At 57.2% G+C, this 19,506-nt stretch carries 21 protein-coding genes and 1 tRNA gene; 2 read left to right on the forward strand and 20 right to left on the reverse strand.

Annotated features, from left to right (window positions below):
* Positions 1 to 4 precede the first annotated feature (4 nt).
* The 6 genes from BAA01_13725 to BAA01_13750 all read right to left on the reverse strand — a co-directional run bounded on the left by BAA01_13725 (position 5) and on the right by BAA01_13750 (position 5,555).
* On the reverse strand, positions 5 to 805 hold the full coding sequence (locus BAA01_13725) for a triose-phosphate isomerase (protein OUM88069.1): 801 nt from the start codon (positions 803 to 805) through the stop codon (positions 5 to 7).
* Positions 806 to 1,990, reverse strand: a complete 1,185-nt coding sequence (pgk, locus tag BAA01_13730; GenBank protein OUM88070.1) for a phosphoglycerate kinase — start codon at positions 1,988 to 1,990, stop codon at positions 806 to 808.
* Positions 1,991 to 2,093: 103 nt separating this feature from the next.
* Positions 2,094 to 3,101, reverse strand: a complete 1,008-nt coding sequence (locus tag BAA01_13735; GenBank protein OUM88071.1) for a type I glyceraldehyde-3-phosphate dehydrogenase — start codon at positions 3,099 to 3,101, stop codon at positions 2,094 to 2,096.
* 24 nt (positions 3,102 to 3,125) lie between these two features.
* Entirely contained in the window at positions 3,126 to 3,839 is a 714-nt protein-coding gene (locus BAA01_13740) for a deoxyribose-phosphate aldolase (protein OUM88072.1), read from the reverse strand.
* A 51-nt stretch (positions 3,840 to 3,890) separates the two neighbouring features.
* Complete coding sequence (locus BAA01_13745; GenBank protein ID OUM88073.1) at positions 3,891 to 4,172, reverse strand: hypothetical protein; 282 nt, start codon at positions 4,170 to 4,172, stop codon at positions 3,891 to 3,893.
* A gap of 78 nt (positions 4,173 to 4,250) precedes the next feature.
* The gene (locus BAA01_13750; GenBank protein ID OUM88123.1) at positions 4,251 to 5,555 is read right to left on the reverse strand and encodes an RNA polymerase sigma-54 factor; all 1,305 of its coding nucleotides are present in this window, start codon (positions 5,553 to 5,555) and stop codon (positions 4,251 to 4,253) included.
* 173 nt (positions 5,556 to 5,728) lie between these two features.
* On the opposite strand from BAA01_13750, the gene BAA01_13755 reads away from it, so the two are divergent.
* Positions 5,729 to 5,803: transfer RNA gene (locus BAA01_13755), tRNA-Arg, on the forward strand.
* 154 nt (positions 5,804 to 5,957) lie between these two features.
* Positions 5,958 to 6,551, forward strand: coding sequence for an ATP-dependent Clp endopeptidase, proteolytic subunit ClpP (locus BAA01_13760; GenBank protein ID OUM88074.1), 594 nt, complete (start codon positions 5,958 to 5,960; stop codon positions 6,549 to 6,551).
* Positions 6,552 to 6,656: 105 nt separating this feature from the next.
* Here the strand turns inward: BAA01_13760 and BAA01_13765 are convergent, their stop codons facing one another.
* The 14 genes from BAA01_13765 to BAA01_13830 form a co-directional block, all read right to left on the reverse strand.
* Entirely contained in the window at positions 6,657 to 6,920 is a 264-nt protein-coding gene (locus BAA01_13765; protein OUM88075.1) for a hypothetical protein, read from the reverse strand.
* Positions 6,921 to 6,976: 56 nt separating this feature from the next.
* A complete protein-coding gene (locus BAA01_13770; GenBank protein ID OUM88124.1) occupies positions 6,977 to 7,969 on the reverse strand; it encodes a DNA-binding protein WhiA in 993 nt (330 codons plus the stop codon).
* A gap of 53 nt (positions 7,970 to 8,022) precedes the next feature.
* On the reverse strand, positions 8,023 to 9,000 hold the full coding sequence (locus BAA01_13775; protein OUM88076.1) for a hypothetical protein: 978 nt from the start codon (positions 8,998 to 9,000) through the stop codon (positions 8,023 to 8,025).
* A gap of 136 nt (positions 9,001 to 9,136) precedes the next feature.
* Entirely contained in the window at positions 9,137 to 10,018 is an 882-nt protein-coding gene (locus BAA01_13780; protein ID OUM88077.1) for an RNase adaptor protein RapZ, read from the reverse strand.
* Between the two features lie 58 nt (positions 10,019 to 10,076).
* On the reverse strand, positions 10,077 to 10,559 hold the full coding sequence (locus tag BAA01_13785; GenBank protein ID OUM88078.1) for an NUDIX hydrolase: 483 nt from the start codon (positions 10,557 to 10,559) through the stop codon (positions 10,077 to 10,079).
* Between the two features lie 67 nt (positions 10,560 to 10,626).
* Entirely contained in the window at positions 10,627 to 12,234 is a 1,608-nt protein-coding gene (locus BAA01_13790; GenBank protein ID OUM88079.1) for a hypothetical protein, read from the reverse strand.
* A gap of 117 nt (positions 12,235 to 12,351) precedes the next feature.
* Positions 12,352 to 13,305, reverse strand: coding sequence for a ribose-phosphate pyrophosphokinase (locus BAA01_13795; protein OUM88080.1), 954 nt, complete (start codon positions 13,303 to 13,305; stop codon positions 12,352 to 12,354).
* 34 nt (positions 13,306 to 13,339) lie between these two features.
* Positions 13,340 to 14,020, reverse strand: a complete 681-nt coding sequence (locus tag BAA01_13800) for a bifunctional phosphoribosyl-AMP cyclohydrolase/phosphoribosyl-ATP pyrophosphatase (GenBank protein ID OUM88081.1) — start codon at positions 14,018 to 14,020, stop codon at positions 13,340 to 13,342.
* 30 nt (positions 14,021 to 14,050) lie between these two features.
* Positions 14,051 to 14,818 carry an imidazole glycerol phosphate synthase subunit HisF gene (locus BAA01_13805; protein OUM88082.1) on the reverse strand — a complete coding sequence of 256 codons (768 nt, stop codon included), beginning with the start codon at positions 14,816 to 14,818 and terminating at the stop codon, positions 14,051 to 14,053.
* 19 nt (positions 14,819 to 14,837) lie between these two features.
* A complete protein-coding gene (locus BAA01_13810) occupies positions 14,838 to 15,599 on the reverse strand; it encodes a 1-(5-phosphoribosyl)-5-[(5-phosphoribosylamino)methylideneamino]imidazole-4-carboxamide isomerase (GenBank protein ID OUM88083.1) in 762 nt (253 codons plus the stop codon).
* Between the two features lie 101 nt (positions 15,600 to 15,700).
* On the reverse strand, positions 15,701 to 16,303 hold the full coding sequence (locus BAA01_13815; protein OUM88084.1) for an imidazoleglycerol-phosphate dehydratase: 603 nt from the start codon (positions 16,301 to 16,303) through the stop codon (positions 15,701 to 15,703).
* Positions 16,303 to 17,577: a histidinol dehydrogenase gene (locus BAA01_13820; protein OUM88125.1), complete on the reverse strand. Its 1,275-nt coding sequence runs from the start codon at positions 17,575 to 17,577 to the stop codon at positions 16,303 to 16,305. The genes BAA01_13815 and BAA01_13820 overlap by 1 nt, the downstream gene beginning before the upstream one ends.
* A gap of 26 nt (positions 17,578 to 17,603) precedes the next feature.
* Positions 17,604 to 18,239 carry an ATP phosphoribosyltransferase gene (locus BAA01_13825; GenBank protein ID OUM88085.1) on the reverse strand — a complete coding sequence of 212 codons (636 nt, stop codon included), beginning with the start codon at positions 18,237 to 18,239 and terminating at the stop codon, positions 17,604 to 17,606.
* On the reverse strand, positions 18,236 to 19,435 hold the full coding sequence (locus BAA01_13830; protein OUM88086.1) for an ATP phosphoribosyltransferase regulatory subunit: 1,200 nt from the start codon (positions 19,433 to 19,435) through the stop codon (positions 18,236 to 18,238). The genes BAA01_13825 and BAA01_13830 overlap by 4 nt, the downstream gene beginning before the upstream one ends.
* Between the last annotated feature and the right edge of the window lie 71 nt (positions 19,436 to 19,506).

Here is a 19,506-nt window from a genome sequence, read left to right on the forward strand (position 1 = left end):
CTTTTCACTGGTTACCCCTTCTTTTTTCGCTCGATTTGGAACGCTGGATAATCTGCAAGAACCGCTCCGGATCCAGGCTGGCCCCGCCAACCAGGACCCCGTCCACCTCTTGTTCGCCAATCAGGGAGGAGATATTCTCCGGATCGACGCTGCCGCCATAAAGCAGCCGCAACCGTTCGGAAACCTCCCGGCCAAACCGGCTGGCTACATGCCGCCGGATGCTGCCCAGGACCTGGCTGATTTCACCCGGGGTCGGCGTTCTCCCTGAGCCAATGGCCCAAATGGGTTCATACGCCACCACCATTTGGCCCGCCTGCTCCGGCCGCAACGGCTCCAATCCGGCCTGCACCTGGCGCAGCACTTTCTCCTCCGTCTGGCCACGGTCCCGCTCCTCCCTGTCCTCGCCAACGCACAGGATGGGCACCATCCCGTGCGCAAAGGCGGCAGCCACCTTGCGGGCCACTTGCTGATCCGTCTCGCCCATCAGCGTCCGCCGTTCAGAGTGACCCACGATGACGTAGCTCACTCCCCAGGCCTTTAAAAAGAGCGGACTGACCTCACCCGTATAGGCCCCCTTGTCCGCCCAATGGAGGTTCTGCGCCCCGATCGAGAGGCTGGCCCTGCGTACGGCAGGCAGATTCTGAAACGCTTCATACAACACGGAAAGAGAGGTAAAAGGCGGGCAGATCACGACTTCAATCCCCTCGGGCAACTCCTGGGTCAAAAAGCGCTGCAGAAAGGCGCGGGTCTCCTGAGGGGAATGATTCATCTTCCAATTCCCTGCGACAAGGATGGGCCGCGTCATTTACGCCTGATCCTCCAGCACGGCTACGCCCGGCAGGATCTTGCCTTCCATGAATTCCAGGGAGGCGCCGCCGCCGGTTGAGATATGTGTGATGGCATCTGCCACGCCCGCCTTTTCGACAGCGGCCGCCGAATCTCCCCCGCCGATGATGGTGGTGGCCTGCGTCTCCGCCATCGCCCTGGCGACCGCAAAGGTTCCGGAAGCAAACGGCTTCATCTCAAAAACGCCCATTGGTCCGTTCCAGATGACTAACGCAGAGGACTGAATCATCTCCCGATAGCGGCTTGCCGTTTCCGGGCCGATATCCAAGGCCATCCAGCCTTGGGGAATCGCATCCGCCGCCACCGCCCGGGTCTCCGCGTTGGATGAAAGGCGATCCGCCGCCACCACATCACGCGGAATCTCCAGCTGGATTCCTCTCTCCTCGGCAAGCGCGAGCAGGCGCTTGGCCACCTCCACCTTGTCCTCTTCGTACAAGGAGGCGCCGATGTCAAATCCTTTTGCCTTCAGAAAGGTATTGGCCAGGCCGCCGCCGAGCAAGAGGCGGTCCACCTTTTGCAGCAGGTTTTCGATGACGCCGATTTTATCCTTGACCTTGGCTCCCCCGATGATGGCGGTAAAGGGCCGCTGCGGTGATTGCAGTGCGTTTCCAAGAATTTCCAGTTCCTTCTGCATCAAAAACCCGGCGACAGCCGGAAGGTAATCCGCCACACCTGCCGTCGAAGCATGGGCACGGTGTGCCGTGCCAAACGCATCGTTGACGTACAGTTCAGCAAGACTGGCCAGCTGCTTTGCAAAAGCGGGATCGTTGGCCTCCTCGCCCGGATAGAAGCGGATATTTTCCAGCAGCACCACATCCCCGGGCGCAAGGGACCGGCAGGCCATCTCCACCGACTCACCGACCGACTCCGGCAGGGCACGCACCGGTTTCCCCAGCAGCTCCGCAAGACGCTCAGCCACAGGGGCCAGCCGCAGTGAGTCATCCACCTTCCCTTTCGGTCTTCCCAGGTGACTGACGAGAATGAGCCTCGCTCCCTGTTGAAGCAGGTATTGAATCGTGGGAAGGCTGGCCCTGATCCGGGTGTCATCGGTGATTTTCCCGTTCTCCATCGGCACGTTGAAATCCACCCGGCAGAGAACGCGCTTGCCAGCCAATTCCACATCTGCTATGGTTTTTTTCTTCATACAACCGTTCGCTCCCCTTTAGTCACTGCACGCAACGTTTTCGTTACGAGATTGATCCATGACGATTCTACCAGAATTCGACACGGATGCCAAACCGCTTTTGCTATGATCGGCCTGAGATGTACAGGGCCAGATCGACCACCCGGTTGGAATAGCCCCATTCGTTATCGTACCAGGCCAGCACTTTGGCCATCTGTTTGTCGATGACCATCGTCGACAACGCATCCACCGTGGATGAGTGCGGATCCCCGTTGTAGTCGCGGGAGACCAAGGGCTCCTCGGAATAAGCGAGAATGCCCTTCAACTCGCCCTCGGAAGCCGCCTTCAGGGCCGCATTGATTTCCTCCCTGCTGGCCGACCGTTCAAGCTCCACTACCAGATCCACCACGGAGACGTTGGGAGTGGGAACCCGGATCGCCATCCCGTTGAGCTTTCCTTCCAGTTCCGGCAAAACGAGAGAAACCGCACGCGCCGCTCCTGTCGTGGTCGGAATGATCGACTCTGCTGCCGCCCTGGCCCGCCGCAAATCCTTATGAGGCAGATCCAATATTTGCTGATCGTTGGTATAGGAATGAATCGTCGTCATCAATCCGCGGCGGATGCCGAAGTGCTCCAGCAGCACCTTGGCCACGGGTGCCAGGCAGTTGGTCGTGCAGGAGGCATTGGATATGATGTGGTGCCTGGAACCGTCATAAAGATGATGATTGACGCCCATGACAACCGTCAGATCCTCTTCTTTTGCCGGCGCGGTGATGATCACCTTTTTCGCGCCTGCCTGCAAGTGTCTTTCCGCATCGACCCGTTTGGTAAAACGTCCTGTCGACTCGATCACCAGATCGACACCCAGATCTCCCCAGGGCAGGGCGGCCGGATCCCGTTCCGCCAGCACTTGCACCGTCCGCCCATTCACCCTGAGCGCGCCGTCACTTGCCTCCACATCCGCCTCCAACCGGCCATGGACGGAATCGTACTTCAACAAATGGGCCAGCGTCTCGGCATCGGTCAGATCGTTGACGGCCACAATCTCCAGATTCATCCCCCGCTTCAACGCCGCCCGAAACACATTTCTCCCGATCCTTCCAAAGCCGTTGATCCCTACACGCATCATCATCTCCCCTTCTTGAGCCGTTCACCGTTAGTGTGTCCTGCTTGCCGAACAATTTGCACGCGCTGCCTGCTGGACAATTTGCACGCCGGAACTGGTTCCGATGCGGCTGGCACCCGCCTGGATCATCCGCACCGCATCCGCATAGGTGCGAATGCCACCCGACGCCTTTACGCCGATCTGCTGCCCTACGGCACGTCTCATCAGCGCCACCTGAGCGGCCGTGGCTCCCTTGGGGCCGAAGCCGGTCGACGTCTTGACAAAATCGAGGCCGCAAGCGACGGCCATCTGACAGAGGCGGATCAGTTCCTCATCCGTCAAATAGCAGGTCTCCAGGATGGCCTTGAGCACGAGATGCCCATCGGCTCGTTCCTTCAACCGGCGAAACGCCGTCATTTCTTCCTCCACCTTTGGCCAATCGCCGTTTTTCACATGGGCCAAATTGGTCACAAAGTCCAGCTCGCAAGCCCCCCGCGCCACCGCCTCCTCAGCCTCCAGCAGCTTCACGCCGCAGGAATGAAGGCCCAACGGGAACCCGATCACCGTACATACCTTGACATCCGCACCGGCCAATTCCCTGACGGCCAGGGAGACATAGTGAGGATGGACACACACCGCGCAAAACAGATAGTCCCTGGCCTCCTGACACAAGTCCCGAATCGCTTCCTCGGTGGCGGCCGGATGTAATAGTGTATGGTCAATCACCCGGTGAATGTGCCTGACAACAACTCCCTCTTCCGCCATGGACTGCCTCTCTCCTTTCTGATTGCAAGAAAAAACGGTAGCTTTCCTGCGCTACCGCTCCCGATCCACACTTTCCTTCCCTGCCACCGCCCGTCCCTGGCGCGCCTCCAGCGCCTTCCGGAAGCGATAGCGACTGACCCGCGTGACCAGTACCTCTTCGCCGTCAATCGCCACCACCGGAATCCTGGAGGAATACTTCTCCAACAGCACCGGGTCCTCGTCAATATTGACCTGCCGGAACTGAAACTCATAGTCCTCTGCCAGCGCCTCGATATCCTGCCTGGCTTCCTCACAAAGCGTGCATCCCGGACGCGTGTACAACGTCACTTCCACGCCAGTTCCATCCCCTTTGTTTCATGTGATTTCCATGCCATTTCCTCGCTCCCTCCCTGTCCTAACCAGCCGCTTCGCTCACACATATCTCCGGCGTTTGGCAGAAGAGGGAATTCGCATTTCCTCCCGATATTTTGCCACGGTCCGGCGAGAGAGGCAAATCCCCTCTGCCGACAGCAATTCCGCCAATTTCTGATCCGACAGCGGCTTGCGCTTGTCTTCGCCGTCGATCAGTTCTTTGATCCGCAATTTCACCCGCTCAGGCGAGATCTCATCCTCCGTGCCGATGCCGTGTGAAAAAAAGGCCTTGAGCTCAATCAGACCGCGTGGCGTCTGTGCGTACTTGCCGCTGGTTGCCCGGCTGACGGTCGACTCGTGCATGCCCAGCTTGTCAGCCACTTGCCTTAGGGTCAACGGACGCAAATAGGCCTTGCCTTTTTCAAGAAAGTCCCGCTGCTCCTCAACGAGGCACTCCACGACGCGGTAAAGGGTCAGCCGCCGCTGCTCGATGCTCTTGGCGATCCAGAGTGCCGCATTCAGCTTTTCCCGCAGGTAGCTGGCAACCTGCTCATCGGCATGTTGGATCATCTGATGGTAGGCCGGGTTGATCCGAAAGTGAGGCAACCAATGATCCAGGAGGATGACCACATATTCTCCGTTCACCTTTTCAATCTGCACATCCGGAATCAAGTACCGCGGGGCTTCCGCGCTATACGCCAGCCCGGGATGCGGGTTTAAAGACTGGATCCGGTCATAGGCTCGCTGAATCGCTCCCGGTGACACACCATACCACTGGGCAAGCTGCTGAATTTTTCCCTGCGCCAGCTCCTCCAGGGATTCTTCCACCAAGCGCATGGCCAGCCAATCATCGGGAGCCAGGCGACGCAATTGAAGGAGGAGGCATTCCTTGAGATCCCTGGCGCACACCCCAGGGGGATCCATCTGCTGCAAACAGGCGATGGCTTCCTCAATCTTCGCTTCCGGCACTCCCGCACAGGCTGCCGCTTCTGTGACCGAGATATCCAGGTATCCTCGTTCATCCACATTGCCGATCAGAAATCTGCCGATCTGTTGTATCTCGTCAGACAGCGGGAACTCCAATAGCTGGGCCTCGAGCCGCTCTTGCAGCGTGGCTTCCGCGGACAACACCTGATTGAACCAGTTCCGTTCTTCTGTCTGCGTTCTCGATGATTCAACCGGAACATCGTGAATGTACTGGTACAGCCCCTCCAGTTCGATCAGCGGATTTTCCATCTGTTGCTCGTGTAAATATTCTAATAGTTCAAGGGATGAGAACTGGAGGATTTCAATCGCTTGCCGCAGCTGGGGAGTGAGGGTCAATTTCAGCGTTTGTTCCTGTTTGAGGTTAAAACTCAATTCCATCGCCATAGTCACTCCTGGTTTCTAAAGCGCTTCCATTTTTGAAACCAGTACTTCCCCTCCTCCTTTTCATCAATTGTCTTTATATATTTTCAGTATACACGGGAACAGGGCTGTCTGGGTACCCCTTGCAACTTGAAAAATTCCTTGTTATAATGGTGTTGTTCTTTCGGGATGCGCTCGTAGCTCAGCGGATAGAGCACTGGCCTCCGGAGCCAGGAGCGGGGGTTCGATTCCCTCCGAGCGCGCCATTTTATTTACTAGGAGAACAAGCTGTCCTGTCTCATGGGATAGCTTTTTTATTTTTTCGCCGGTTTGACCCGGCGAAATCTTGCATTTACAATAAGGGCAAAGCAGCCTTCTTGCAAGTGATACCTATCTATGAAAAGGAAAGGGAGAGCGCGGATGCATCTCATTCCCACCGTCATCGAACAGACCAATCGCGGCGAGAGAGCTTACGACATCTACTCGCGATTGCTGAAAGATCGGATTATCTTTCTCGGAACGCCGATTGACGATTTGGTAGCCAACAGCGTCGTGGCCCAGCTGCTGTTTCTGCAGGCTGAAGATCCAGACAAGGACATCTACCTTTACATCAACAGTCCTGGAGGAGTCATTACTGCGGGGATGGCCATTTACGACACCATGCAGTACATCAAGCCGGATGTCTCCACCATTTGCATCGGCATGGCCGCCTCGATGGGCGCTTTCCTCCTGGCCGCCGGGGCCAAGGGAAAACGGTTCGCCCTGCCCAACAGCGAAGTGATGATCCACCAGCCGCTGGGAGGCGCGCGCGGCCAGGCGACAGACATTGAGATTCACGCCAGGCACATTTTGAAGATGCGGGATCGCCTCAATCGGATTCTCTCGGAAAACACAGGCCAGCCGTTGGAAGTCATCGAACGGGATACCGACCGGGATTTCTTCATGTCCGCGGAAGAAGCCAAAAAGTATGGTCTGATCGATGAGATCATCACCTCGGCACCCCGTTCCGAGTAAAACGAAAAAATCACCCTTGTCATGAACAGGGGTGATTTTTTCACTTTCATGGAAGCGTTCTCATAAATCGGCACACGGACAATGGCTGTCAACTTCAAGTCATGTTCAATCCTCTTTTGAAATCATGACAGCCAGCGACTCAACGGCCTGTGCCGCATCCGGCCCCTCCGCTTCGATGGTCACGCTGGTTCCCTGATTGATGGCCAGACTCATCACGCCCATGATGCTCTTGGCGCTCACTCGCTTGTCTTCCATCACAAGGTAAATGTCGGAGGAAAAGCGGTTGGCTTCCTGAACAAAGAGGGCAGCGGGCCGAGCGTGCAGCCCGTTTCTTAACTTCACCACCACCTCTTTGGTATACAATCCCATAACCTCCCACCTATATCATAATCCGTTGCTTTCATTCATCATGATATCAATTCTCATTATAACATATCTTGAGGACATTTTTGGCGGATTCGCGCCGCGATTTCATCCAATTTTCGCAATCGATGGTTTACCCCTGACTTGCTCATCGCCCCCCCAGGCAACTGCTGTCCCAATTCGCTGAGACTGAGATCGGGATGGGCCAATCGCGCCTCGGCCACTTCGCGCAATTTTGGGGGAAGGTTTTCCAGGCCCCATACCTTCTCAATCAGCCGGATGTTGGCTACCTGCTTCATAGAAGCCTGAATGGTCTTGTTCAGGTTGGCCGTCTCACAGTTGACCAGCCGATTCACCGAATTGCGCATATCTTTGACAATCCGCACATCTTCAAAATGCAACAGCGCCTGATGCGCGCCGATGACATTCAGGAAGGCGGTGATCTTCTCCCCTTCTTTCATGTACAGGACGTAACTGTTTTTCCGTTCGATGCATTTGGCGTTCACATCAAATTGGTTGGCCAGTTCACTCAGTTGCTGGCACAGGCTTTCTGAAAAACAACTGATTTCCAGGTGGTATGAATTGCGTTCAGGGTTGTTGACCGAACCGCCTGCCAGAAAAGCCCCTCGCAGAAAGGCCCGTTTGCAACAGTTTTTCCGGATGATCTTCGGGTCGATGCCGCTGACGATGATCAGCCGGTTGTTGCTATCGCGAACCAGGCCCAGATCCAGCAGGATATCCCGCTGATCACTGGATGAACCGGCGGCTTCCTTTCCCCGGGAAATGGGAATCCGAACAATGTAGACGTTGTTTTTTTTCAACTGGGCCTTTTTCCGGATCAACACTTCCGCTTGAATGCGGTAGGCACGTTTGACAAGGGTGTAGATGCGCCGGGCAATGGCCGCGTTTTCCGTCTGAATGTCCATGGTCTGGCGGCTTCCCGCGAATCGCATGCTGCCGTTCATCCTTACCAGGGCGCTCAATTCTGCACGCTGGCAACAGGGTTTGCTCTCGATCTGGGTCAATTCTTTTTTGGTTTCTGCTGCGAATGACATGCTGGCACCCCCGCTGGCCACCAGGTCAGGTGGCATGATCCCGGTTGGATTCCTCAGTTGCGCCGGTTTTCAAGCCATTGTTTCAGCGCTTGTTCAATCAGATCGCCCAACCGGTTGGCGTTGTGACGGAGATACGTTTCATAACTGATCAGATTATCGGCAATCACCTGATACCCCATGGCGGCCAGGGCTTCCACCGCCGGTTCGACCGGATAGGATCCCTTTTCTGCATACTGGCGGGCAATGGAAGGCGGCAACTCGGCACAGTTGACAATCACCAGATCAAAGAGGTTGTTGCCAACGTGCTCGTCAAACACTTTCAGGTGATCGACCGCATTCAGTCCGTCTGTTTCCCCCGGCTGCGTCATCAGGTTACAGACAAAGATTTTCAAGGCGGACGATCTTCGCACCGCCTCCACAAGCCCTTTGACCAACAGGTTAGGCAGGAGGCTGGTGTACAGGCTGCCTGGCCCGACAATCAGACAGTCTGCATCCATGATCTCCTTGACCGCCTCTTCGTTGGCAGCAACATCGCCGGGGATCAGCTCAAGCCGCTGAATCCTTTTTCCGGCAAGCGGAATCTGGGACTCTCCCACCACCTCCGTGCCGTCCGTCATGGTCGCCTTCAGGACGACCGCTTGGTTGCTGGCAGGCAGCACTTTCCCCTTGACAGCCAGGACACGGCTCAATTCCTTGATCCCCTTCACAAAATCGCCGGTCACGTCGTTCAAAGCCGCCAGCAGCAAATTTCCCAGGCTGTGGCCAATCAACCCTTCTCCCTGCTTGAAACGGTACTGCAGCATCTTCTCCAGGAGCGGTTCCGTATCAGCCAGGGCCACCAGCACATTGCGAATGTCTCCCGGCGGCAACATGTTCAGATCGGTGCGCAACCGCCCCGAACTGCCTCCATCATCTCCTACCGTGACCACGGCCGTCAAATGCCAGTTGCGGTATTTGAGGCCGCGCAACATCGTAGAAAGACCGGTTCCCCCGCCGATTGCCACCACTTTGGGGCAGACAGGTTCCTTCATTCTCCCAACGCCTTTCTCAGGATGTTCTTTTTGTCAAATCTTTATAAACTCTTTATATTTGTGGGTGACTCCGTTTATACGTTCATTTATCCGTTATATGATTCGTTGTTCTAAGCATTTTTCGTTCTCTGGCCCATCAACCCTCTTTCAGCACATCTTTGTGAATATCGCGATGCTCCACGCGCGCATCATAGTGCCGTTCCCGCAACAGTTTCCCGATATACTCCGCGATGGCCACGGACCTGTGCCGTCCGCCTGTGCAACCGATTCCGATCACCAATTGGCTTTTCCCTTCCCTGGCATAAAGCGGCAACAAGTAGAGGAGAAAATCGCTGAGCCGCCCCAGGTAGGCGTCGACCCCTTCCGACTCCATGACAAACCGGTATACCGGCTCGTCTTTTCCGGAAAGGGCACGCAGGGACTCTTCGTAGTATGGATTGGGCAGAAATCGGACGTCAAATACCAGGTCGGCATCCATCGGCACGCCAAACTTAAAACCGAAGGACAACACATGGATCGCCAGCCGTTCCTCTTCTCTGGAAATGAGGATACTGGCCAGCTTGTCCCTTAATTCGCGGGGTTTCAAGCGGCTGGTGTCGATGATCAAGTGAGCCTGCTCCTTGATCGCCTGCAGTTTTTTCCGCTCAAGCTGGATGCCCTCCAATGGGGAACCGGCCGCAGCCAAAGGATGGCGCCGTCTCGTCTCCTTGTAGCGACGAACCAGCGTCTGATCGTCAGCGTCCAGAAAAAGAATCTGGAGGCGCAGATAGTCCATCTGTTTCAATACGTCCAATGCCTCAGAAAGGGCAGAAAAAAATTCCCCCCCTCGCAGGTCGATCACCAGCGCCGCCTTGCCAATCTTCCCGCCTGATTGCTGCAGGATTTCGGCAAATTTTGGAATCAGAACCGGCGGCAAATTATCCACACAAAAAAAGCCCAGGTCTTCCAGGCTTTGGACAGCGACCGTTTTCCCGGCGCCTGACATGCCGGTTACAATCACCAGCTCCACCGTTTGCATCTTGCAAACACCTCACTTCCCGCACAGGAGGTCAGCACCAAACCAACCGCCACGCCATTCAAGAGGAGGCGCAAAGGCATTCTTGCGTATCGTGCAGATGGTAATCCAAAAGCTGGAAATCAGGCGTGTAATGAAAACGCCCGACCAGCAGCCGATCATGGTTTAACACCTGTTTGATAAACAGGCGATCCCCTTCCGGCATGGGCAGTTGATCCAGCATCGAGATGGGATGCCATTGCAGCAGACCTTCCTGAGAATGGACCAGCATCTCACCGGCCGCTTCTTGCGCAAGAAAGAGAAAAAGCATCCATTCATGCTGGAACATCCCTTCTTCTTCCATCACCATGGTAAAAACGCCCCGCAATTGGGGAGAAATCAGTTCCAGCCCCGTTTCCTCTTTATATTCTCGATGCACGGTATCGATGACCGTCTCGGCAGGTTCCATTTTGCCCCCCGGGCAAGTCCACCATCCGCGCCTTGGTTTTTGCAGCAAAAGTACCTGATCGTTCCGGCGATAAAGACAAGTTGCCACACGCTGCACCCTGTTTCACCTCATCTTATGGAAGGATACATCGAAGACAGATCGCTTGGCAGGGCAGACGGCAAAATCAATCCGGCTGGCGGAGGTAAAAACGGATCGTCTGCGCATGCTTGGCCAGTGTGCTGACGGATACCTGGTAGGATGTCGCCACTTCCCGCTGCGTCACCGCTTCGCCAAAGTGCTTCCGCGTCAAATATTCCACAGCGGCACTCCATCCTTCCGGTTTGTGCAGGCGAGGGAGGTGTGGATAAACCCTCAGCAGAAAACTGATCCAGATATGCCGAGCCTCCGACACATAGCCAGGCGCATGCCGTGAAAAGCGCTGCGACACCCTTTCCAAAACGGCCTGATACGGTTGCACATGCACGCCCTCGACCGGCTCACCGAGGAAGGCGAGGAGAAACTGGGCAACACGTTTTAATGTGCTCGCCTCTTCCGGGTTTTTCAAGTACTGCTTCAATGTCAGGATGGCTTCCTGATCGCCAATCGATCCCAGAACCTGGAGAATTTGCAGCTTCATCTCATCATGGCCAAATCGCAATCCCCAGTGAAGCATCGCCCTGAGCCAAGGATACTGGACATGCGTCTGTTCAGACCATGAAGCAGAGGGAATGCGGCGCAACTGTTCAATCGGCAGGTGGTACTGATAAGGGAGGAGGGGCAGCTTGTGGGAATGCAGCTCCTCCATCACGCGCAAGTAAAAACGCGGAACAGGAGATTGCGGATCCCTCTGCGCGACGGTATTCCACCACTTGATCGCCTCTTCATAGCGTCCCGTGTTGGCCGCAGCCACCGCGGTATAGTGATAGAGGCAGATATCGTCCACGACACCCAGCGCAATCAATTGCCGAAAGCGCCGGTATGCCGCCTCGTGTTCACCCAGGATTCCCAGGGTGGTGGCCTGCTTGAACATCTGTTCCACCTGCATCGGGACGATCTTTTTCAGCCGTTCCAAGACGTTTTGCAGTCCATCACGTTCCTCCAGGTGTCCGTACAACACAGCCAAATTGCATAGCGCATGGACATTTCCGGGGTCTTCTTTCAGCACCGCCTCCACCATCTGAAAGGCCGCCCCCAGGTTGCCCTGGTAATAATAAGCGAGGGTCAAGTTGTTGCGAGCCGCAATAAACCCCGGATCCTCTGCCACGATCCGCTCCAGGAGCTCCGTCGCCTCTGCGAACCGTCCCTCTTCCAAACACAGGCGAGCCCGGTCATGAATGCTGAACAGCAGCGTTTGCTGCCGCGGGCGGACGGTGCGTGGCGGACGGCCGAGAAATTGGCTGAGCATCTGCAGCATCTCTTCCGCTTCCTGCCTGTACTCCCCGTCCCGGTCCTCTTCCAGATAACGCAGCACGCATTCCTCGGCCAGCTCGTACTCCTCCAAGTGAGCCCAATTATTGGCCATATAAAAATAACCTTCCGTAAAGTTGGGATCCACTTTTTCCAACACATACTGGAGGATTTGATTGGAATCCTCAAACAACCCCATTTCCGCCAGAACACCAGCGAGATTGCAGTGATTGACCGGGTTGTCCGGCTCCCGATCAACCGCACGCTGGAAATATTTCAACGCTTTATTGTAGTTATTCCGGTCGAGGTACTGCAATGCCCGTTCAAAAAAGAAGTTGGCATCCATCTCAACCGGAATGACGTTGTCGCGGTGTTGTTTTTCCATATGTCCCTCCGTGTCCCAATCGGGCCCTGTTCTTGCTTCATTATATCATACGCTTTTTTGAAGTTCACAAAAAAAGAGCGGAACCATGTATCCGCTCTCGCAAAAATGCGCGCTGACCTATACCTTTTGAATCCGGAAAAGACTGCTGATGGAACCCCCTTCTTCGATCAAATGGATGCCTTTGGCCAACAACTGTGCGACGGAGAGGACGACAAACCGGTCCGAACAGTTGGCAGGCAAGGGCAACGTGTCCGTAACGACCACTTCCCTTATCCAGGGATGCTCGAGGCGCTTGACCGCGTCATCAGAAAACACAGCGTGCGTCGCGCAGATATAGGCTGGGTTGGCTCCTTTTTCCCGCAGCCCTTCCACTACGTTGACAATGGTTCCCCCCGTATCGATCATGTCTTCAATGATGATCGGCGTCCGCCCGGCCACCTCGCCGATGACATGCGTGATTTTGGACTGATTATGGGCAGGCCGGCTCTTGATCATAATGGCAAAGGGAGCTCCCATGGCGGCCGCCAACTTTTCGGCCGTTTTGGCCCTTCCCGCGTCCGGCGAGACGATCACGGGATTTTCAATCTGCTTGCTGACCAGATAATCGCACAGCATGTCTAGAGCCGTCAGATGATCCACAGGGATGTTGAAGAAACCTTGGATCGCAGGGGCGTGCAGATCGATGGTCACAATCCGGTGCACCCCGACCGTTGTCAGGACATCGGCCACCATTTTGGCCGAAATCGGTTCGCGCGGGGCATCTTTTTTTTCTTGCCGCGCATACCCATAGTAAGGGATCACCGCTGTAATGCTGCGTGCCGAAGCCCGCTTTGCGGCATCCACCATGACCAGAAGCTCCACAAAATGTTCGTTGATCGGATGGGAAAACGACTGAACCAAGAAGACATCCGTTCCCCGAATGCTTTCTTCGTAATGAACGTATATCTCCCCGCTTTTGAAACGTGAGATCTGTACCTTTCCTAAAGGAATTTTCAAGTGCCTGACGATCTGTTCAGACAAGCGTGGGTTGGATGTCCCTGAGAACACCCGAAACGCACGATTCTCCTGCATTTGAAAGAGGTTCCTCCTTAAGTATTGTTCCGGCTCAAGTCTTGTCCTGAGCCTTGCCGCCCTGATGCCGCTCTGCCAGTTCCTGCAACACATCATCCAGGGGCAGCCGTTGTTCCCGCATAAGGACAAGAAGATGGTAGATCAGATCGCTGATTTCCCAGCGCAATTCCTTCGCGTCGCGGTTTTTGGCGGCGATGATCACTTCGGCCGCCTCTTCGCCCACTTTTTTCAGGATCTTGTCCAATCCTTTTTCAAAGAGGTAGGTGGTATAGGCCCCCTCAGGCCGCTCTGCATCCCGGGCCGCTATCACCGCTTCCAGATGGTTGAGGATGGCAAAACGCTCTGGCTCCGATTCTTTGGAAAGCGAAGAAAACGTCTCGGCAAGCGGACGTGAAAAGCAGCTGTATGTGCCCTCATGGCAAGCCGGTCCGGACTGCTCCACCAGGACCAGCAGCGTATCCCGGTCGCAGTCCACGCGGATCTCCCGCACGCGCTGTACATGCCCGGACGTTTCCCCTTTTTGCCACAACCGCTGGCGCGACCGGCTCCAGAACCAAGTGTTTCCTGTCTCAATCGTTTTTTTCAGCGATTCCCGGTTCATATACGCCAGCATCAATACCGCCTTGCTCTGGACATCCTGTACAATCACAGGGATGAGCCCTTGCTCGTTCCAGCGCAGGTTGTCCAATTCGTTCGGTTGCACCACCGCACTCATCTCCTCATCCAGACCCTGAAAACCTCTTGCTCATTCGAGCGAGCGGACCGGAATCCCTTCCGCGGCCAGGTACTCCTTCACCTGCCGGATGGTCAATTCCCGAAAGTGGAAGAGCGAGGCCGCCAGCACCGCATCCGCCCGGCCCTCCTTCACCGCCTGGAGAAAATGCTCCAGCTTGCCGGCGCCGCCCGAAGCGATGACGGGAATGTTCACGGCATCTGCCACTGCACGGAGCAGCTCCAGATCATATCCTTCTTTCTTGCCGTCATGCTCCACGCTGGTCAAGAGAAGTTCGCCCGCGCCCAGTTCTTCCACCCGCCTGGCCCATTCCACTGCATCCAGGCCCGTGGCGCGCTGTCCGCCGTGGGTATACACTTCCCAGCGCTTCCCCTCATGGGTGGCTTGCGCATCAATGGCTACCACGATGCGGGCCGAACCAAACCGTTTTGCCCCTTCGCGTATCAGCTCGGGATCACGGACAGCGGCAGAGGCGATGGAAACTTTATTCGCGCCTGCCTCCAACACCCGCTCCATGTCCTCCAACGAACCGATCCCGCCACCCACGGTAAATGGAATCGGCACCACTTCAGCCACCTTGGCGGCCACCTCCACCATCGTGGCCCGCCCCTCGTTGGTCGCCGAAATGTCCAGAAACACCAGCTCATCCGCTCCTTCACGCACGTAGAAGGAGGCCAATTCCACCGGATCGCCGGCATCCCGCAATCCCACGAAAGAAACGCCTTTGACGACACGCCCATCCTTCACATCGAGACATGGTATCACTCTGATGGTTTGCACTCAAGCGCTCTCCTTCCCATTAATTCCGGACATCCTGGCTCAAATCGCGGTCTTCCACTGCCCGGATCGCCTCCTTCAGCGAAAACGCGCCGCTGTACAAAGCTTTCCCAATGATCACGCCACGGACACCCAGTGGGCTCAGCTGGCACAATGCGGACAGATCTTCCAGCCGGCTCACGCCTCCTGAAGCGATCACCTCGCCGGCCCCTGTTTGGGCTAACGAACGGATGGCTTCCAGATTGGGACCGCTTAGCGTGCCGTCCCGGGAAATATCGGTGAAGATAAAGGTTTCCGCACCATTTGCGGCCAATTGGCGCGCCAGTTCCTCTGCCCGCACCCGGCTTTTGTTCAGCCAGCCCCAGGTGGCCACGTAACCGTCACGGGCGTCCAGGCCGATGGCCACCCGCTGCCCGCCGTAGTTTTCCAGGGCCCTCTTCACCAGCTCAGGGTTTTCAATCGCCGCGGTTCCCAGGATCACGCGCCTTACGCCACGCTCAAACAGCATCTCCAGATGCTCCAGTTTGCGCAAGCCTCCGCCCACCTGCACCGGGATGGAGACGTGTCGGACAATCGCTTCGATGGCGTCCAGATTGACCGGGTGTCCCGACTTGGCCCCATCGAGATCCACCACGTGAAGCCATTCCGCCCCCTGGCTCTGCCAGCGCAGGGCTGCCTCGACCGGGTCGCCGTAAACCGTCTCCTGCGCGTAGTCTCCTTGAAACAGGCGCACACATTGGCCGCCTCGCAAATCAATTGCCGGGTATATGGTAAACTTGGCCAACCTCATCCCCCTTACCGCCGATTGGCATCTCGCTTTCCAGCCATTTCATTATAGCATTCCGGGCTACAGGATCGCAGTCCATTTTTCAACAACGGCCCTTTTTACAGAACGCCTTTGGTCGAGGGCACGGCGGCAAAAGCGGCGTCTCTTCTGACGGCCTCTCGCAGCGCCCGTCCGCATGCCTTGAAAATGGCCTCTACCATATGATGCGTATTGCGGCCGGCATGGAGGAGAATGTGCAAGGTGATCCGGGATTCCAATGCGAATTTCCAGAAAAACTCATGCACCAATTCACTGGGCATCCGGCCTACCTGCCTGTCGGGAAACGCTGCATGAAACTCCAGGTGCGGACGGTTGCTCAGATCGACCACCACCTGCGCCAACGCCTCGTCCATCGGCACCCAGGCCTGTCCGTACCGTTCGATTCCCCTTTTGTCCCCCAGGGCCTGCAGGAACGCTTGGCCAAGGCAAATGCCGATATCCTCCACCGTATGGTGATCGTCGATTTCCACATCGCCGCGCGCATGCAGCCGCAAGTCGAACCGGCCGTGATGGGCCCAGGCATGCAGCATATGGTTCAAAAAAGGCACCGGCGTGTCCAGCTCGGCGGTTCCCTGACCATCCAGGCAGAGGGTCAGCCGGATCTGGGTTTCTTTCGTTTGCCGCTCCACCGTTGCAACCCGCCGGTCAGCCGCTTGGCTCATCATTCACTCATCCTCTCAGATGGATTCATCCCGGTTCCCTGATGGAAGCGGATTTCGATCGACTTTGCATGGGCATCCAGACCTTCAGCCTGCGCCAGGCGAATCACATCCTCCGCCACCTCCCGGAAAAGCGGCTCGCTGCAGGCGATCAGGCTGGTCTTTTTGACAAAATCGTCCACGCTCAGCGCAGAAGCGAAACGGGCCGTGCCACCGGTCGGCAACACATGGTTCGGACCGGCCAGGTAATCACCCACCGGTTCCGGACTATTGGCGCCAAGGAAGACAGCCCCGGCATGTTTGATTTGCGGCAGCCAGGCCCAGGGATCGGCGATGAGCAGCTCCAGGTGCTCCGGCGCCAGGCGATTGGCCGCCGCCACCGCCTGCGCCAGATCAGGCATCAGCAGGATGCCGCCCCGCTCCTCTAGGGACTGCCGGGCAATCGCCGCGCGCGATAAGGTGGCCAGCTGCCGCTCCGCCTCCGACCGCACGGCGAAGGCCCACGCTTCGTCGGTCGCGATCAAAATGGCTGAAGCCATCGGATCATGCTCTGCCTGCGCCAGCAAATCGCTGGCGGCATAGGCCGGGGATACGGTTCCGTCACCCACCACCACCACTTCGCTGGGTCCCGCAATCAGATCGATGCCCACCTGGCCAAACACTTCCCGTTTGGCCAGCGCCACATAGATGTTTCCTGGTCCGACGATCTTATCCACGGGACGAATGCTCTCCGTGCCATAAGCCAGTGCAGCCACCGCCTGCGCTCCGCCGACACAATAGATCTCCTCGATTCCCAGAAGCTCGGCCGCCGCCAGCACATGGGGCGAGATGCCGTCAGGATGGGGGGGCGTCACGAGGACGATCTCAGGCACCCCGGCCACCTGTGCCGGAATCACGTTCATCAAGACGGAAGAGGGGTAGGCCGCCTTCCCGCCCGGCACGTAGACCCCTACACGTTCCAGAGGCCGTACCAGCTGGCCGAGGATGGTGCCGTTCTCTTCCGTATGCATCCAGGAACGCTGGCGCTGCTGCTCGTGGAAACGCCGTATCCGGTCCGCTGCTTTCTTAAGCGAAGCGACAAAGGCAGGATGGACCGCTTCCCTGGCCTTTTGGCGCCATCTTTCGGGCAGCGCCGGCCTCTCCAGTTCTACGCCGTCCAGCCGCCGCGTCCAGCGCAAAAGGGCGGCATCCCCTTCCGCGCGCACGGATGCCAGGATCTCCCGCACGCGCTGACGGATCTCTTCCAGGTCCTCCGCCGCCGCATCCCGTCGTGCCATCAGCTCCTCCAGTGTCAGGACGGGGATCATGATCCACTCTCCTTCGCCAACTGTCGTCTCATCTTGTCCAACAGCATCTCGATCTGACGGTATTTCATCCGGTAACTGACCCGGTTGGCAATCAGGCGGGCCGTAATCGGCATCATTTCCTCCAACTCCACCAGGCCATTCTCCCGCAGGGTCCTCCCGGTCGAGACGATATCCACGATCGCCTCGGCCAGCCCCGTCAAGGGAGCCAGTTCAATCGAGCCATGCAGCTGGATCACTTCCACCTGCTGCCCCTTGGCGCGGAAATACTGGGAGGCAATTTGCGGGTACTTGGTGGCCACCCGGCGCAACGGGCGGCCGGCCTGTTCAGCCAGTCCCGCTACGGAAAGCCGGCAGGCGCCAATCTGCAAGTCCAGCAATTCATAGACGTCACGGCTCTGTTCCAGAAGGACATCTTTGCCGGCGATGCCCACATCGGCCGCGCCGTACTCCACATAGGTGGGCACATCCATCGGCTTCGCCAGGATGATTTCGATCGCGGTCTCCGGAATGCGCACCCACAACTTGCGGGAATCCTCCAGCTCGGGCGGGAGCGGCAGGCCGGCTTTTGTCAGGAGTTGGTGCGCCTCTTCGAGAATCCGCCCCTTTGGCAGGGCGATGACCAGATGGCTCATGTCAACCCCTCCCCTTCCAGAAACACCACTTCATCCACGCCACGGCGCTTTTGCCGGGCTACAAACGCCGCACGCCGCTCCGCCTCCCAGCTATCCGGCAGCGCGATCATCTCCACCGCTTTGGGCGGTTGCGCCCGGCGCAAAGCCTGCGCCCGCGCGATCGCCTGCCGTATCTGGCCCGGCCTGTAGGCAACCACCACCCGTTCCGGCTGCTCCGGCTGGATCTGGCTGACCTCCAGCAGGCGGTCCACCTTCAGGGCAAAGCCCGTCGCCGGCGCATCTGTCCCGAAACGCCGCAACAGGTGATCGTATCTTCCGCCGCTCAAGACAGGAAATCCATACCCTTCGGCAAATCCTTCAAACACGGCTCCGGTATAATAGTTCAAAAATCCGATCAAAGTCAGATCCAGGATCACATCCTGTGACACGCCGTAGCCGTTGAGCAGTTCCCAAATCTCCTGCAGGTTGACGAGCGCCTCCTGAGAACGCGGTCCCCCGACCAGGCGGGACAACGCGCTCAACCCTTCCTCGCCGCGGTAGACGTGAAGCAAAGCCAGCAATCGCTCCTGCTGCCCGCAAGACAGCGCGGATTGCTCCAGGCGCTGCCGGAAGGCCACATAATCGCGCCGCAGCAGATCTTCCTTCAATTCAGCCCGCAGCCGGGGATCATCCACGTTTTCCTCCAAAAGGCCGTCCAACAGCCCGACATGCCCCAGAGCCAGCTTATACCCCTTGACCCCCGCCTCTTGCAGGCAAGAGAGGGCCAGCGCCAACACCTCGGCATCGGCCCCCGGGCTGGCCTCACCGAGCAATTCCACGCCGGTCTGGTAAAACTCGGCGTTGCGCCCGGCCTCTTGTTCCTGCGCGCGGTAGACACTGGCATGGTAGAGAAAGCGCAAGGGATACGGCGCATCCGTCAGGGAAGCGGCAACGCGGGCAATCGGCGCCGTCATGTCGGGGCGCAAGACCAGCGTATGCCCCTCCCGATCCAGCAGCTTGAACATCCTGTTGGTCAACGTCGCGCTGGCCGCACCCACCGTATCGTAAAACTCCAGCGTCGGCGTGATGATTTCGCGGTATCCCCACTGCTCCATCACACGTTGGATCCGCAATTCAAGAAATCGCTTGCGTTCTGCCATGTCGGGCAGAAAGTCCCGCATACCCAGCGGTTTTTCAAACACTTTCGGTTCCGACAAGCCAAACCCTCCTCGGGGACAGTCCCTGCCCTTGATCACTTTAGTATTCTACCAAACTAAAGTATGACGCA

This window comes from Bacillus thermozeamaize (assembly GCA_002159075.1).
Taxonomy (GTDB): Bacteria; Bacillota; Bacilli; order ZCTH02-B2; family ZCTH02-B2; genus Bacillus_BB; species Bacillus_BB thermozeamaize.

Coding starts and splice junctions, on each gene's coding strand:
- BAA01_13725 (OUM88069.1), bottom strand. CDS start 805: ATGACGCGGCCCATCCTTGTCGCAGGGAATTGGAAGATGAATCATTCC.
- pgk (OUM88070.1), bottom strand. CDS start 1,990: ATGAAGAAAAAAACCATAGCAGATGTGGAATTGGCTGGCAAGCGCGTT.
- BAA01_13735 (OUM88071.1), bottom strand. CDS start 3,101: ATGATGATGCGTGTAGGGATCAACGGCTTTGGAAGGATCGGGAGAAAT.
- BAA01_13740 (OUM88072.1), bottom strand. CDS start 3,839: ATGGCGGAAGAGGGAGTTGTTGTCAGGCACATTCACCGGGTGATTGAC.
- BAA01_13750 (OUM88123.1), bottom strand. CDS start 5,555: ATGGAATTGAGTTTTAACCTCAAACAGGAACAAACGCTGAAATTGACC.
- BAA01_13760 (OUM88074.1), top strand. CDS start 5,958: ATGCATCTCATTCCCACCGTCATCGAACAGACCAATCGCGGCGAGAGA.
- BAA01_13765 (OUM88075.1), bottom strand. CDS start 6,920: ATGGGATTGTATACCAAAGAGGTGGTGGTGAAGTTAAGAAACGGGCTG.
- BAA01_13770 (OUM88124.1), bottom strand. CDS start 7,969: ATGTCATTCGCAGCAGAAACCAAAAAAGAATTGACCCAGATCGAGAGC.
- BAA01_13775 (OUM88076.1), bottom strand. CDS start 9,000: ATGAAGGAACCTGTCTGCCCCAAAGTGGTGGCAATCGGCGGGGGAACC.
- BAA01_13780 (OUM88077.1), bottom strand. CDS start 10,018: ATGCAAACGGTGGAGCTGGTGATTGTAACCGGCATGTCAGGCGCCGGG.
- BAA01_13790 (OUM88079.1), bottom strand. CDS start 12,234: ATGGAAAAACAACACCGCGACAACGTCATTCCGGTTGAGATGGATGCC.
- BAA01_13795 (OUM88080.1), bottom strand. CDS start 13,305: ATGCAGGAGAATCGTGCGTTTCGGGTGTTCTCAGGGACATCCAACCCA.
- BAA01_13800 (OUM88081.1), bottom strand. CDS start 14,020: ATGAGTGCGGTGGTGCAACCGAACGAATTGGACAACCTGCGCTGGAAC.
- BAA01_13815 (OUM88084.1), bottom strand. CDS start 16,303: ATGAGCCAAGCGGCTGACCGGCGGGTTGCAACGGTGGAGCGGCAAACG.
- BAA01_13820 (OUM88125.1), bottom strand. CDS start 17,577: ATGGCACGACGGGATGCGGCGGCGGAGGACCTGGAAGAGATCCGTCAG.
- BAA01_13825 (OUM88085.1), bottom strand. CDS start 18,239: ATGAGCCATCTGGTCATCGCCCTGCCAAAGGGGCGGATTCTCGAAGAG.